Source organism: Streptomyces sp. NPDC056883, assembly GCF_042788835.1.
Taxonomy (GTDB): Bacteria; Actinomycetota; Actinomycetes; order Streptomycetales; family Streptomycetaceae; genus Streptomyces; species Streptomyces stoeckheimensis.
Genome location: NZ_JBHUBS010000004.1, coordinates 225,864 through 239,845, shown reverse-complemented (window position 1 = coordinate 239,845; position 13,982 = coordinate 225,864). Strand labels below are relative to the sequence as shown.

Sequence of the window (13,982 nt, the reverse complement as noted above, 5' to 3'; positions counted from 1 at the left end):
GGTGGTGTGGGTGGGGGCGGGGGGGGGTGGGGCGAGGGGGAACAAGGGGGGGGGGGGGGGGGGGGGAGAGGGGTGCAAGAGGGGAGGCTGGGTCCCGGTGAGGCCTTTCGGCCCCCCACGACGTGACCACCGCCACGCCGGTGAGGAACCTCCCCATCGCCTGCCGGAACTGCCCGGCCACGACCGCGCCACCGAGCGCCGTCGCGGCCGCCGACGGCTGTGGGCTGGTACGGGACGTCATGACCGGTTCCCTTCTCAGCCCGCCGGGGCGGCCGCGGTCCAGTCCACGACAGCACCCGCGTAGATCCACTTGGTGGACTCGACGCCGACCAGCATCAGCCGGTCGCCCGGCTTGATCCGGCCGGTACGCCAGGCGTCGTCGAGGAAGAGCGGCACCGCGGCGCAGCCGACGGCCCCCATGGTGGAGAGGCTGTCGAAGACCTTGCCGTCGAGCGCCTTCCACTCGGCGGTGTCGAGGCCCAGCTCCTGCAGCGCGTCGAGCATCCACCCGACGTTCCCCTCGGGAATCAGACAGAGGTCGATGGAGTCGACGTCCACCTTGCTGTGCCGCAGTGTGCTGCTGATCGCCTCGGTGACCATCACGGGCGTGAAGTCCCCGGCACCGACGACGTCGACCTTCAGGTCGACGAGCCGCTTGGCCTTGAGCTGCTCGTGGATCGGCGCATGGGTGCCACCGCCCACCGAGTGGATGCCGGCCTTGCGGTCGCCGCCGATGGCCTCCATCGCGGCGCCCAGGAGACCGCCGGACTCCGCGCTCTCGTCGGCGCGCAGCACGATCGCTCCCGCGCCGTCGCCGAACATGTAGACCGGCATCCGGTCCCGCATGCGGATCTTGTACGGATCCTTGCCGAGGAAGATCGGCGCCAGTACCGGGGAGATGGCCTCGCTCCCGATCACCAGCGCGGTCTTGTAGACCCCCGCCTCCAGATACATCCGGGCGACATCCAGGCCCTGGACGACGCCCGCGCCGCCCGAGCGGATCTCCAGGGTGGCGCAGCGGACGAGACCGAGACGCTCCTGGACCATGTTGACCAGCGGCGGCAGCGGGTAGTCGGGGGTGCCGGTGGCGAGGATGATCAGGTCGATGTCGCCGGCTTCCAGACCGGCCGAGTCCAGAGCCCGTACGGCGGCCTTGTAGGCCATGTCCGAGTTGTTCTCGCGGTGTTCGCCGGTGGCCGGGTCGATCATCCAGAACCGGCGCTCGATCGAGAGGCCCTCGCGCACCTCGTCGGGCAGCGGCCCGACGAGGCGCGCGATCTCCTCGGTGGAGATCGGGTCACCGGGCTGATAGCCGCCGGTGCCGATGATGTGTACTGCGGTCATCTGGTACGGCCCCCTCAGACTGCGGCGAGCGCGGCGCGGTGCTCGACCAGGCCCACCAGGTTGTCGACGGTGAACAGGCCCATGACCCGGGTTGCCTGGAGCTTGCCGGTGAGATCGGCGGTGTCGATCTGCGGCATGACCTTCTTCAGCTGGGCCAGGCCGGCCGCCGAGACGATCTCGTTCTCGTCGCCGAACTCCTCGTCCGGTATGCCGCCCTGGACATAGGCCGCCAGCTCCGCCGCCTGGATCTTGATGCCGAGCGAGCGCTCCAGGCGGAACAGGATGTCGAGCAGGTCGATCGATTCGGCGCCCAGGTCGTCCAGCAGGGTGGCCTCGGGCACGACCTCGTCGGTCTCGGCGCCCAGGGCGTCGATGACTGCTTCGTTCACGGCCTCGACGATGGTGTTGCGATCCATGGATGGTCCTCCGGGACTGGGATGGGAGCAGCGTGCTTGGTGTTCTCGTACTGTCAGATCTGTCGACACGGGCTGCGGATACACCGTGATCAGCGCGCCCAGGAAACGGGCGGGACCGGTGGTGCGGAACGCGGCACCGGCCAGGGGTCCGTGCGGCGCACGGACTTCGGGTGTGCGGGGGCCGCCGCAGGCGCTGAGGCGAGCCGCAGGGCCACCAGCACCGCGCAGAGCTCCTCCGGGGTGGGGTTGCCGCTCAGCACCGCGTAGAGCTCCTCCGAGGCGGGGCCGCCGCCGGCCGCGGTCGGCTCCACGGAGCCGCTCACTGCGGCGGATTCCCGTGCTTGCGCTGCACCAGCGGTACGTACTTGGCGCGCAGCAGTGCCAGCGAGCGGATGAGCACCGAACGGGTGTCGCGCGGGTCGATGACATCGTCGACCAGTCCGCGCTCCGCCGCGTAGTACGGATGCATCAGGGTGCGCTTGTAGTCCTCGATGACCTCGGCGCGCTCCGCCTCCGGATCGTCGGCCGCGGCGATCCGCTTGCGGAAGACGACATTGGCGGCGCCCTCCGCGCCCATCACCGCGATCTCGTTGGTGGGCCAGGCGAAGGACAGGTCGGTGCCGATGGAGCGGGAGTCCATCACGATGTACGCACCGCCGTACGCCTTGCGCACGATGACCTGGATCCGGGGAACGGTGGCATTGCAGTACGCGTACAGCAGCTTGGCGCCGTGCCGGATGATCCCGCCGCGCTCCTGGTCGGCCCCGGGCAGGAAGCCCGGCACGTCCACCAGCGTGACCAGTGGGATGTTGAAGGCGTCACAGGTCTGGACGAACCTGGCGCCCTTCTCCGACGAGTGGATGTCCAGGACGCCGGCCATCTGCATCGGCTGGTTGGCGATGACACCCACCGTGTGTCCGTCCAGCCGCGCCAGGGCGCAGATCAGACTGGTGCCCCAGCCCTCGTGCACCTCGAAGAAGTCGCCGTCGTCGACGATCTCCTCGATCACCTTGCGCATGTCGTAGGCGGCCTGCGGATCGACGGGGACGATGTCGAAGAGCGCGTCGCCCGAGCGGTCCGCCGGATCCTCGGGGACCTCGGCCGGAGGCATCTCCCGGTTGTTGGACGGCAGCAGCGACAGCAGGTGGCGTACGTCCTCGAAGCAGGACTCCTCGTCGTCATGGGCGAACGCCGCAAGGCCGGAGACCTGGGAGTGCATGTCCGCGCCGCCCAGTTCGTCTTGGGTGAGCTTCTCACCGGTGACGGCCTGGACCACATCGGGCCCGGTCAGGAACATCTGCGAGGTGCCGCGCACCATGAAGACGAAATCGGTCAGTGCGGGGGAATAGGCGGCTCCGCCCGCGCAGGGTCCGAGCACGACACTGATCTGCGGGATGAGACCGGAGGCCCGGACGTTGCGGCTGAAGATCCCGCCGTACCCGGCGAGCGCGGTCACTCCCTCCTGGATGCGCGCCCCGGCACCGTCGCAGAGCGAGATCAGCGGTACGCCACTGGCCTCGGCCAGATCCATCACCTTGTGGATCTTCTGGGCGTGCGCCTCGCCGAGCGCGCCGCCGAAGATTCTGAAGTCATGGGCATACAGCAGGACTTCACGGCCGTGCACCCGGCCCCACCCGGCGACGACACCGTCGCCGTGCGGGCGCCGGCGGTCCATGCCGAAGTCGGTGGCACGATGCCGGCGCAGCGGCTCGATCTCGGTGAACGAGTCCTTGTCCAGGAGGAGTTCGATGCGCTCGCGGACGGTCAGCTTGCCCTTGGCGCGCTGGCGTTCGGTGGCAGCCGAATCCCCCGCGTACAACTCCTCCTTGATGATGCGCAGTTCGTCCGCCCGCTGCTCCATCGTCTCGCGCGGCAGCTCGTCGCGGGCAGCGGTGCGCAGCGCGGTATCTCCGAGGCTGCTCATGGGCGCCCCAGACCCAGCGCGGTCATCGCGCCGCCGTCCACGTTGACCAGCGAGCCGGTCATGTACGAGGACTCGGGGCCGCTCAGGAAGCGGACCACGTCCGCGATCTGCTCGACCTCGCCGAAGTCGCGCATCGGGATCTGCTTCTTGATGGAGCGGCCGGTGGCGCCCTCCGTCAGACCCGCCACCAGATCGGTGGGGGCGAAACCGGGCAGTACCGCGTTGACCCGGATGCCGAAGCGCGCCGCCTCCATGGCGCAGCAGCGGGTGAAGGCGTTGACCGCGCCCTTGGACGCGGCGTAGTTGGACTCGCCGACCCAGCCGCGCTCACCCATGACGGAGGAGACATTGACGATCACGCCCGCGCCCTTGCTCATGAAGTGCGGCAGCGCGGCCTTGGTGCAGTGGAAGACGCCGCCGAAGTTGACCTTCATGACGTCCAGCCAGTCGTCCATCTCCATGGTGAAGATGAGCGCGTCCTGGGCCACCCCGGCGTTGTTGACCAGGATGTCCAGACCGCCGAGGTCGTCAACGGTCTGGCGGACCATCTCCAGGGCGTCGGCGGGGTCCGCGACATCGCCGTGCACGGTGATCGCGCGCCCGCCGGCCGCCTCGATCTCACGGGCCAGCTCCTTCGCCGGGCCCTCGGAGCTGCGGTAGTTGATGGCGACCGCGGCACCGTCGGCGGCCAGCCGGCGGCAGACGGCGGCACCGATGCCGCGGGAACCGCCGGTGACGAGGGCGATCTGTCCTTGGAGCTTCATCGGGCTTCTCCAGACGTAGTGGTGGTACGGGATTCCTCGACGCCGCAGCGCACGGCCAGCGACACATGGCTGCCGCCGAGGGAGGAGCTGTTCAACAGCACCGGGCGGCCACCGAGCCGGCCCTGGTGCAGGGCGAGCGCGAGCGTCAGCGCCCCGCCGACACCCATCGGCTCGCCGAGGACGATCTTCGGCGCGTGCAACGGCGGGACCCCGTAGGGGTGGAACAGCCGCTGCACCGCCTGGCTCTCGGCGGCGTCGGCGGCTCTCAGCCCGGCCGCGGCGAGCCACACCGCGTCCACACCGGTCGGCGCCAGCCCGGCGTCGTCCAGGGCCGCACGCATCGCGCGCTCCAGGCCCCGGCCGCGCGCGTCCCAGAGCCGGGCCCGGCTGGCGTCGGAGGCCATGCCGTGGCCGAGCACCTCGCCCAGGACGGTGGCACCGCGCGCGATCGCCGCGGAGCGCCGCTCCAGAACGACGGCGACGCTGCCCTCGGCGAGCGTGAACCGTCCGTCGGCCGCCTCACCCGGCTCCCGCGTCGAGGCCGCGCCGACCGCCGCGTACGCCCGGCCCACCTGCTCGGTCAGCGTGTCGGTGACCGTGCACACCAGGGCGTCGGCGTGGCCGGCCGCCAGGAGATCCGCGGCGTAGGCGAGCGCGGCGGCGCCGGTGGCGTGGCCCACCGAGAGCGTGGACGTCGGTCCGCGCAGACCGAGGTGGATGGCGACCTGCCCGGCGGCCTGGTTGTAGACGGTGTTCGGGAAGACGGACGGGTCGGCGGCGGCGGGCCCCTCGGCGAGCAGCGGAGTCGTGAACTTCTCCATCGCCTCCATGGGTCCCGTACCGGTGCCGAAGACGATGCCGAGCGCCTCGGCCGCCGCGCTGCCGGGCTCGAAGCCCGCGTCCGCGAGAGCCTTGGCGGTGGCTGCGATGGAGAACTGGGCGAGCCGGTCCATCCGGCGGCGCTCGCGCTTCGTCAGATACGGGTCGGGGTCGAAGGCGACCCGGCCGGCGCGCAGTCCGCCGTCCCATTCCACCGGGCACTGGCCACGGGTGTAGGCCGACCAGACCTCGGCCGACGTGGAGCCGGCCGGGCTGAGCAGCCCGATGCCGGTGATCACCACTCGATCGGTCTCCGGCTGCGGCGGGCAGTGGCCGTCCGCCGTCCTGGTCAGCACCAGCGAGGCATTGGCCCCGCCGAAGGCGAAGTTGTTGGAGAGGGCGGCACCGGTGTCCAAGGGCCTGGCAGGTCCCGGGATGTAGTCGAGCGGGCAGTCGGGATCGGGCGTGGTGTACCCGGCGGTGGGCGGCGCCAGCTGGTCGGCCAGCGCCTGCGCCGTCACGATGGCCTCGGCCGCCCCGGCGGCGCCGAGCATGTGGCCGATCATGGACTTGGTACTGGAGACCGGCGTACGGGCCGCCTCCACCTCGCCGAGCGCGAGCCGGATGGCGTTGGTCTCTGCCGGGTCGTTCTTCGGGGTGCCGGTGCCGTGCCCGTTGACGTAGCCGATCTGCGCCGGCGTGATCCCGGACAGCCGAAGCGCCGACACGATGGCCCGGGCCGCGCCCCTGCCCTCCGGCTGCGGGGCGGTGGAGTGGAAGCCGTCTGCGGAGAGTCCGTAGCCGGCGATGTCGGCGATGCCGGTCAGCCCGTGCTCGCGGGCGAAGTCGGAACGGACCAGCACGACCATGCCGCTGCCCTCGCCGAGCGAGAGCCCCTGCCGCCCCGCGTCGTACGGGGCGGCAGGCTCGGGCGACAGCGACTGGAGCGCGTTGAACCCGGCGAAGCAGACGTCCGAGAAGGCGTCGCTGCCACCGGCGAGCACGGCATCGGCCCGGCCCGCGCGCAGCAGATCGGCGGCGAGCCCGATCGCGTTGGCGCCCGAGGCGCACGCGGTGTTCACCGCGAGCACCGGGCCGCGCAGCCGGAAGGCCGCGCCCACCGACTCGGCCAGCGCCTGCGGAGTGACCAGCAACGGCAGTTCCGGATCCGGGACTTCACCGTCGAGTACGGCCCGAAGCCACTCCCGGCCCGAAAGCAGCCCGGCATTGCAGGTGCCGAGCACGACGCCGAACCGCTCGGAGTCCACCAGACCCGCGGGCAGTGCCGCCATCGCCTCCTCGGCGGCCACCAGGGCGAGTTCGATCGCGCGCTCGCGGAATCCGTCCGGATGCCGGTAGCCGCGCGAGGGCTCCACCGGGTCCGTCACCTCGCCGCCGAGCTTGGTGCCGAGCCCGTTCATCTCCAGGGCCTGTACGGGACGGATGCCGACCTCCCCCCGCCGCGCGCCGTCCCATAGGTGCCGGGCAGTGGGCCCCAGCGCCGAGATCGCCCCCGCACCCACCACGGTCACTCCGCTGCCCCTGTGCTGTGGGTCCATCGTCAATTCCCCCTCTGAGCCTGTTCGACGGGGGCGCTCAGTACGAGCGCCGTCTGCTGTCCTTCCAGCCCGCGGCCGATCGCCACGGTGTGCCGCACCTGTTGCTCGCGGGCCTGCCCGGCCACCCAGTCCATCCCCGCGCACTCCGGATCGATCCGGTCCAAGCCCAGCGTCGGCGGGAGCGCCGAGCCGTCGATCGCCATCGCGCAGACCGCCGCGTTCAGCGCGCCCGCGCCGGCGACGAGATGGCCGGTGGCCGGTTTGACGCTGCCCGCCGCGGTAGCGGAGTCGCGTCCGAACACCCGGGTCAGCGCCCGCGCCTCGGTGCGGTCGCCGAGTCGCGTCGCGCATCCGTGGGCGGCCACGTAGTCGACGTCACCGGCGTCCACCCCGGCCTCGCGCAGCGCCCGCCGCACCGCGGCGGCCAGCGGCACGCCGTCCGGGTGCGGGGTGACCAGGTCGGGGTCCTGGGTCGCGCCGAAGCCGCCGACCTCCGCGTACACATGGGCGCCGCGGCGCCGCGCGGACTCCCATTCCTCGAGGACCAGGAAGGCCGAGCCCTCGCCCAGCACCGAGCCACTGCGCTCCCGGTCGTACGGACGGAAGGCGGCCGCGCCCGCCTGGTTACGGGTGGTGAGCACGCCGAGGCCGTCCATCTTGGACATCACCCACCAGGACGCGGCATCGTCGAAGCCGCCGGCGATCACCACATCGGACTCACCGTGGCGGATCGAGCGGAAGCCCCGGGCGAGCGCCGTCACTCCGGCGTCGGCGGTGCCGTGGTAGTAGGAATTGGCGCCCTTGAATCCATGCGCGTGCGAGAGGTGGAAGAGCGAGGCGGACTGCAGGCCCTCCACGAAGTACAGCGGGTAGAAGGCGGACGAGGCGCGCTCGCCGAGCTGCCGCAGATCCGCCCGGCCGTCCTCGCGCCGGCCCGCCAGACTGCCCTCCAGCAGATGCTCCGGATTGGAGATCTCCTTGTTGCCTCCGACGAACACTCCGGCCCGCTGCGGGTCGTACCCGGCCGCCTCGAGGTCGAGCCCGGCGTCCTCGACCGCCAACGCTGCGCCCGCGATGGCGAGCTGGTCGTTGCGCGTGGTCATCCGCAGGGACTTGCGGGGGGCGTACCGGGTGGCCTTGAAGTCCGCCAGCTCGGCGGCGATCCGGGTGGAGAGCGAGGAGGGGTCGTACCCCTGGATCGGCCCGATGCCGCTGTGCCCGTCGAGGAGCGCCTTCCAGTTCTCGCTCCGGCCGTCGCCGAGGGCGGTGAGCACTCCGATGCCGGTGACCGCGACCCGTCTCATGCCGCCACCTCGCTCTTGTCCCGCTTGTCCAGGCGGAGTTCACGGATGGTGGTGATGTCCCGCCCGTCCACGCTGACCGCCGCCTTGAACGTGACGGACGACTCGGTCGCCTCGATCACCTTGACGCTGATCTCCAGCCGGTCACCGGGCCCGGCGAAATGGCGGTAGCGCACCCGCCGCGCCTCGGCCAGCACCCAGCGGGAGCCCCGCGGCGCCTTCGGCGCGGCGAGGCGGGCGGCCCGGACGATGTCGTCCAGGATCAGCACGCCCGGCAGGACGGGGAACCGGGGGAAGTGAGTGGCGAACACGTGCAGTGTGCCGGGGACGTTGCGGACGGCGACGGCCCGCTCGCCCGGCACCACATCGAGAACTTCGTCGAACACTGTCATGCTGCCTTGCCTCCACTCAGTCCTTCGCCCGGTCCCTCGCCCGTCCCTCCGCCCCTCGCGGCCTTGACCACGAAGCAGGCGTTGGTGCCGCCGAACGCGAAGGCGTTGACCAGAGCGGCGCGTACCGGGCGACGTACGGCCTCGTTCGGCACGTAGTCGAGACCGAGCCGGGGATCGGGGCGGTCGATGTTGATGGTCGGTGGCACCAGACCCTCACGGATGGCGCCGAGCGCGGCGATCAGATTGACCCCTGCCGCCGCCGAAGTGAGGTGCCCCGTCATGGACTTGGGCGAACTCACGCACAGCTCCTCGGCGTACTCCCCGAAGACCTCCCGGATGGCAAGGGTCTCGCTGGCGTCATTGCCGGGCGTGGACGTCCCGTGCGCGGCGATGTAGTCGATGCCGTCCGTGCCGAGACCCGATTCCGCCACCGCGTCCCGCATCGCGGAGATCGCGCCGCCGCCGTCCGGCGGCGAGTCGGTGATCCGGTAGGCGTTCAGCGTCGAGCCGTAGCCGACGAGTTCGCCGTGGATCCGGGCGCCGCGTGCCACCGCGCCGTCCCAGTCCTCCAGGGCCACGATGACCGCGCCCTCACCGAGGACGAAGCCGGAGCGGTCGGAGTCGAAGGGGCGGGAAGCCCGCTCGGGTTCGTCGTTCCAGCGGTCGGTGATCGCGCCGAGCAGCGAGAAGCCGAGGACGTCCATCCAGGTCGTCAGCGCGTCGAAGCCGCCGGCGAGCATCGACGCGCACTCGCCTTCCTGGATGCGCCGGTAGGCCTCGCCGATCGCGTGCGCGGCACCGGCGCAGGCGGTGGAGACACTGACCATGGGGCCGCGGCAGTCCCCGGCCCGGGCGATCGCGGCAACCCCGACGTTCTGGTTGCGCAGCAGTACGTCCCCGGGGGCCTGCCGGTACAGATCGCGGAAGTCGCTGGTGCGCAACTGGTGCGACATGTCCACCAGTTCCTGGAGTTCGGGCCTGCCGACCGTGCCGGCCACGGCCACACCCCGGTCGTACGGATCGGTGGCGCCCCATCCCTCGCCCGCGTCCGCCACTGCCTCCTGGGCGGCGGCGAGCGCGAACAGTGCGGCGCGCGAGAGGTGGCGCCGTTGCTTGGCGGGAGCCACGCTCTTCGGGTCGAAGTCCTTGACCTGGCCGGCGATCCGGACGGGGAAGGTGGAGGCGTCGAAGGTCTCCAGGGCGCTCACGCCGCTGCGGCCCTCGGCAAGGCCTTGCCAGGTCTGCGCGGCGGTGTTGCCGAGAGGGGTGACGGCGCCGACCCCGGTGATGGCGACCCGCTTGAGCCCCGCCAAGGAGTCCACCGCCTTCACGGGCCCCGTCGGCTTCATCCGGTTCATCGGCGACCACCGCCGGCCGGTACCCGGGTGAGCCGTTCCAGCATCCGCCGCGTGTCCTCGGGGTCCTCCAGGTCCTCCGCGGGCAGCAGGGCGCACATCACGGCCTCGGCCTTCATCACGGTCCTGCCGTTCACCGACGCGGTGCCGGAGAGGACCGCGGTCTCCTCGCCCATGGACTCGACCGTCCCCTCCAGTACCAGGACGTCCCCGGGACGTACCGGCTCGTGGAAGGAGACCCCGTCCACCGAGAGGAGCGCGGCGCGCTGCCGTACTCCGGTGGTCGCGATGATCAGCCAGGTTCCGGCCTGGCAGAGGGCTTCCAGGATGAGCGGCTCGGGCATCTGGGGGCCGTGGCCCTCGTCCCGCCAGAAGTCCTCCAACCAGGAGGTGAGTTTGCGGGCCCTGATGGTGCGCCCCGCATCCCAGGTGTCGATTCGGTCGATCAGATGGAAACGCATCGTCATCCTTCGTCTAGGAACATCACGGCGTGGGCGATGGCGTACTCCCCGCTGTGGGAGAGCGAGAGCTCCACCGAGGAGGCCCCGGCCTGTGCCGCCCGGTCCCCGGCCCCGCCGGACAGGCGCACCCGGGGCCGTCCGAGCGGGGTGTTGACCACCTCCACATCGGTCCAGCGCGTGCCGGGACCGAGCCCGGTGCCGAGCGCCTTCAGGACGGCTTCCTTGGCGGCGAACCGCGCCGCGAGGTGGGCGAGACGATTGCGTTTCGCGGCGCAGTAGGCGCGCTCGCGCCCGGTGAAGATGTCCTCTTCCGCGGCGGGGTTGTCCGCCAGCAGCCTGCGGACCCGGTCCACTTCGACCAGATCCACTCCGACCGCGATCCGTGTCGTCACGCCAGCATTCCCCCGTCATCCGTTCCGGCACTGCACTGAGAGATCCGGTCCGTGCCCTCGCGGATACACCGGCGTGCGGATGTATCCGGACGCGGTCGTACGGGATCCGAGGCGACGTCAATTCCGGGATGCTGCGCACGGGGGTGCGCGACGCGGACGGCCGCCAGGCAGGCGACGGCACCTCGCAGGGCCCAGTGGGCGAGTCGGCCCGGCTGCGGGCGGAGAACGCACGGCCGGCCAGGGCAGAGAAGGAACGGCACCGGGAGGGGGAGCGGGAGCGGGAGCGGGACAACCTACGCCGGGCAGCAGCCGGCCTCGCCTGCACAAGGGCCACCGCGTGCTCCGGGGCGGGTCCGGGTGTGCCCAGACCTTTCACACCGCTTGCGCGTCCACCGCCGGCCGCGAGGGGCCCATGGCCCGGTCGACGGCCTAGCGGTCCACCGTGGCGGTGATCGACTCGTGGCCCGACCGGGCCTGGATCACGGGCAGCGGAACCTTGCCGGCGATGGGCCCGGACGCCTCGCGAGCCTCTACAGGGTCTCCGGAGACGGGCAACGCCGCACGATCGCTGCACCGATGCGGGGTTTCCACCTCCGCAAGTGAAGCGTCTCCACAGGTCAGGACGTTTCTCCTGACCGCGGTGGTGGGGCGGGTGGGACTCGAACCCACGGCCGACGGATTATGAGTCCGCTGCTCTAACCGGCTGAGCTACCGCCCCTTCACGGCGTGGCGCGTACATGTGTGCGCGCCGTCTGCCGCAGCATAGCCGCTCATACGATCTCCTGCCTCGGATGCCTCGCATGATCGGCTTCGCCTGCCCAGAGAGACCGCGCCGGGCGCTGCCCGGTTGCGTGAGGAGGGCAGAAAAAAGAAAAAAGGACCCACCGGGGGTCCTCATTCCTTCTTGCTCCCCCGACTGGACTCGAACCAGTAACCTGCCGATTAACAGTCGGCTGCTCTGCCAATTGAGCTACAGGGGACCGCGCTCCCCCGACTGGACTCGAACCAGTAACCTGCCGATTAACAGTCGGCTGCTCTGCCAATTGAGCTACAGGGGATTGCTGCGTTGCACCGAACAGCCCACCTCCGGCCTTGGCCAGGGGGCGAGCGCCCGTTGCGAGTCATAGATTAGCGCAAGCAGGGGGGTGCTCCGCCAATCGGTATCGCCAGCGGGCCGGGCACCACACGACGAAGGGTGGCAGGCATGCGGTACAAGGTCACGTTCGCGGTCGGGCTGGCCCTCGGGTACGTGCTCGGAACCCGGGCCGGACGCGAGCGGTATGAACAGTTGAAGAAGTCCGCGCGCGAGTTCGCGCAGAACCCCGCGGTCCGCAACGCCGCCGAGAGCGCCGGTCAGAGCAGCCGGGAGTTCGCCGGCAAGGCCTTCGCCGCGGTGAGCGACAAGGTGGGCGACGCGGTGCCGGACGCCCTGGCCGGACGCGTACGGGGCTTGCGGGCACGGGTCGGCAGCAATGGCGCGGCCGAGGACGACTGGGGCACCAGCAACACCTGACCGGCCCCGGCCGCAGCAGGGGTCCTCACCCGAGGGCCCCTCGCCGGGGTCCCGCGCGGACGCGTCCGGTCCCGCCCGGTCGCCCGCGCGGGGCTCCACATAAGGGACGGCGCCCATCCCGCGCACGCCGGGGCGGTCGAGACCGCCCCCGCGTGCGGCAGAATTCTCCGCATGGGGATAGTCGCCGGGCTGGACAGCTCTTCCGCGTTCACACGCATCGTCGTCTGTGACACCGAGACGGGCGCCGTGCTGCGCCAGGGGTACGCCCCTCATCCGCAGCCCACCGGCGAGGCGGTGCCGCACGAGACCGATCCACAGGCCTGGCTGCTCTCGCTCGGCGAGGCCGCCGGCGGCGGGCTCCTCGAAGGGGTACAGGCCATCGGGGTCTCCGCGCAGCAGCACGGGCTGCTGCCGCTGGACGCGCAGGGCGGCCTCGTCCGCCCGGCCCTGATCGGCAACGACAAGCGCGGCCAGGCCGCCGCCGCCGACCTGATCGAGTCCTTCGGCGGCCGGCAGGCCTGGGCCGAAGCCGTCGGCTCCGTCCCCCACGCCGCACAGCCCATCGCGAAGCTCGCCTGGCTGGCCCGTACCGAGCCGGAGGCGGCCCGGCGGGTGGCCGTCCTGATGTCCCCGCACGACTGGCTGGTGTGGCAGCTGCTGGGCCGCCCGGCGCGGCGCACCACCGACCGCGGCGGCGCCTCCGGTACCGGCTACTGGTCGGCGGCCACCGGCGCCTACCGCCCCGACCTGGTCGAGCTCGCGCTGGGGCACCGGGCGCTGCTGCCCGAGGTGCTCGGCCCGGCCGAAGCCGCCGGGACCACGCCCGAGGGGCTGCTGATCTCCGCGGGCACCGGGGAGACCATGGCGGCCGCGCTCGGGCTGGGCATGGGACCCGGCGACGCCGTGGTCTCGCTGGGCGCGTCCGGATCGGTGATGGCGGTGCACCACGAGGCGCTGTCGGAGCCGGGCGGGCTGATCACCTCCCTCGCCGACGCCACCGGGCGGCACCTGCCGGTGGTGAACACCCTGAACGCCGTACGGGCCCTGCGCGGCACCGCCGAACTGCTGGGCACCGATCTGGAGGGGCTGAGCGAGCTCGCGCTGAAGTCGACCCCGGGCGCGCACGGACTCGTACTCCTGCCGTACCTGGAGGGTGAGCGGACGCCGAACCTGCCGCACACCGCCGGAACCCTGTCGGGGCTGCGCCGGGACTCCATGAAGCCGGAGCACCTCGCGCGGGCCGCCTTCGAGGGCATGCTGTGCGGGCTGGTGGACGCGCTCGACGTGCTGCGCAGCCGCGGGGTGGAGATCCGCCGGGTGTTCCTGCTCGGTGCGGCCGCCGAGCTGCCGGCCGTGCAGGCCTTCGCTCCGGGACTGTTCGGCACGCAGGTCCTCGTACCGGCTCCGGCCGACTACGCGGCCCTGGGCGCGGCCCGGCAGGCCGCCTGGGCGCTCGGCCTGGCGCAGGGCGGCCCGGCCTCGAACACCCCGCCGGTGTGGCCGGCGCCCGCGGCGCAGCTGTTCGAGCCGGACGAGGAGTACCCGGCCTGGCAGGGCGCGCGCCAGCAGTACATCGCGACCCGGGACCAGATCCACCCGGGGGCGTTCCGGGGCTAGGGGTGTCTCGGCCCGGCAGGCGCGGCCTAGGCCCGGCAGCTCCGGCGTTCTACTCCTTTTGACCGGGCTTTGCGAAATCCGGTGGGTTCCGGCCTCCCGTTGGCAGAAGATGGAGTGAACCCCCT

The 13,982-nt window shown here is 71.8% G+C and carries 14 protein-coding genes and 3 tRNA genes; 2 read left to right on the top strand and 15 right to left on the bottom strand.

The window, feature by feature from the left end:
- Positions 1-255: 255 nt before the first annotated feature.
- The 15 genes from ACFRU2_RS12965 to ACFRU2_RS12895 all read right to left on the bottom strand — a co-directional run bounded on the left by ACFRU2_RS12965 (position 256) and on the right by ACFRU2_RS12895 (position 11,785).
- Positions 256-1,344 (bottom strand): 3-oxoacyl-ACP synthase III family protein, encoded by a 1,089-nt coding sequence (locus tag ACFRU2_RS12965; RefSeq protein WP_382971342.1) that lies wholly within the window; start codon positions 1,342-1,344, stop codon positions 256-258.
- Positions 1,345-1,358: 14 nt separating this feature from the next.
- Positions 1,359-1,760 (bottom strand): acyl carrier protein, encoded by a 402-nt coding sequence (locus tag ACFRU2_RS12960; protein ID WP_382971339.1) that lies wholly within the window; start codon positions 1,758-1,760, stop codon positions 1,359-1,361.
- An 89-nt stretch (positions 1,761-1,849) separates the two neighbouring features.
- Positions 1,850-2,083: an acyl-CoA carboxylase epsilon subunit gene (locus ACFRU2_RS12955; protein ID WP_382971337.1), complete on the bottom strand. Its 234-nt coding sequence runs from the start codon at positions 2,081-2,083 to the stop codon at positions 1,850-1,852.
- Positions 2,080-3,621, bottom strand: coding sequence for an acyl-CoA carboxylase subunit beta (locus ACFRU2_RS12950; RefSeq protein ID WP_382971890.1), 1,542 nt, complete (start codon positions 3,619-3,621; stop codon positions 2,080-2,082). The genes ACFRU2_RS12955 and ACFRU2_RS12950 overlap by 4 nt, the downstream gene beginning before the upstream one ends.
- Positions 3,622-3,680: 59 nt before the next feature.
- On the bottom strand, positions 3,681-4,448 hold the full coding sequence (locus ACFRU2_RS12945) for a 3-oxoacyl-ACP reductase family protein (protein ID WP_382971335.1): 768 nt from the start codon (positions 4,446-4,448) through the stop codon (positions 3,681-3,683).
- Complete coding sequence (locus tag ACFRU2_RS12940) at positions 4,445-6,826, bottom strand: beta-ketoacyl synthase N-terminal-like domain-containing protein (protein WP_382971332.1); 2,382 nt, start codon at positions 6,824-6,826, stop codon at positions 4,445-4,447. The genes ACFRU2_RS12945 and ACFRU2_RS12940 overlap by 4 nt, the downstream gene beginning before the upstream one ends.
- A gap of 2 nt (positions 6,827-6,828) precedes the next feature.
- Positions 6,829-8,130 (bottom strand): beta-ketoacyl-[acyl-carrier-protein] synthase family protein, encoded by a 1,302-nt coding sequence (locus tag ACFRU2_RS12935; RefSeq protein WP_382971329.1) that lies wholly within the window; start codon positions 8,128-8,130, stop codon positions 6,829-6,831.
- Complete coding sequence (locus tag ACFRU2_RS12930; RefSeq protein WP_382971326.1) at positions 8,127-8,519, bottom strand: 3-hydroxyacyl-ACP dehydratase FabZ family protein; 393 nt, start codon at positions 8,517-8,519, stop codon at positions 8,127-8,129. The genes ACFRU2_RS12935 and ACFRU2_RS12930 overlap by 4 nt, the downstream gene beginning before the upstream one ends.
- A complete protein-coding gene (locus ACFRU2_RS12925) occupies positions 8,516-9,877 on the bottom strand; it encodes a beta-ketoacyl-[acyl-carrier-protein] synthase family protein (protein WP_382971323.1) in 1,362 nt (453 codons plus the stop codon). The genes ACFRU2_RS12930 and ACFRU2_RS12925 overlap by 4 nt, the downstream gene beginning before the upstream one ends.
- A complete protein-coding gene (locus ACFRU2_RS12920; RefSeq protein ID WP_382971320.1) occupies positions 9,874-10,335 on the bottom strand; it encodes a hotdog domain-containing protein in 462 nt (153 codons plus the stop codon). The genes ACFRU2_RS12925 and ACFRU2_RS12920 overlap by 4 nt, the downstream gene beginning before the upstream one ends.
- Positions 10,336-10,337: 2 nt before the next feature.
- On the bottom strand, positions 10,338-10,727 hold the full coding sequence (gene acpS / locus ACFRU2_RS12915; RefSeq protein ID WP_382971318.1) for a holo-ACP synthase: 390 nt from the start codon (positions 10,725-10,727) through the stop codon (positions 10,338-10,340).
- A 429-nt stretch (positions 10,728-11,156) separates the two neighbouring features.
- Positions 11,157-11,282, bottom strand: coding sequence for a hypothetical protein (locus ACFRU2_RS12910; protein WP_382971316.1), 126 nt, complete (start codon positions 11,280-11,282; stop codon positions 11,157-11,159).
- An 86-nt stretch (positions 11,283-11,368) separates the two neighbouring features.
- Positions 11,369-11,445, bottom strand: a tRNA-Ile gene (locus tag ACFRU2_RS12905).
- A 189-nt stretch (positions 11,446-11,634) separates the two neighbouring features.
- Positions 11,635-11,707: transfer RNA gene (locus ACFRU2_RS12900), tRNA-Asn, on the bottom strand.
- Between the two features lie 5 nt (positions 11,708-11,712).
- A tRNA-Asn gene (locus tag ACFRU2_RS12895) sits at positions 11,713-11,785 on the bottom strand.
- Between the two features lie 146 nt (positions 11,786-11,931).
- On the opposite strand from ACFRU2_RS12895, the gene ACFRU2_RS12890 reads away from it, so the two are divergent.
- Both ACFRU2_RS12890 and ACFRU2_RS12885 read left to right on the top strand, forming a co-directional pair.
- A complete protein-coding gene (locus ACFRU2_RS12890; protein WP_382971313.1) occupies positions 11,932-12,240 on the top strand; it encodes a YtxH domain-containing protein in 309 nt (102 codons plus the stop codon).
- A 171-nt stretch (positions 12,241-12,411) separates the two neighbouring features.
- Positions 12,412-13,857, top strand: a complete 1,446-nt coding sequence (locus tag ACFRU2_RS12885; protein ID WP_382971310.1) for an FGGY family carbohydrate kinase — start codon at positions 12,412-12,414, stop codon at positions 13,855-13,857.
- The last annotated feature ends 125 nt before the right edge of the window (positions 13,858-13,982 follow it).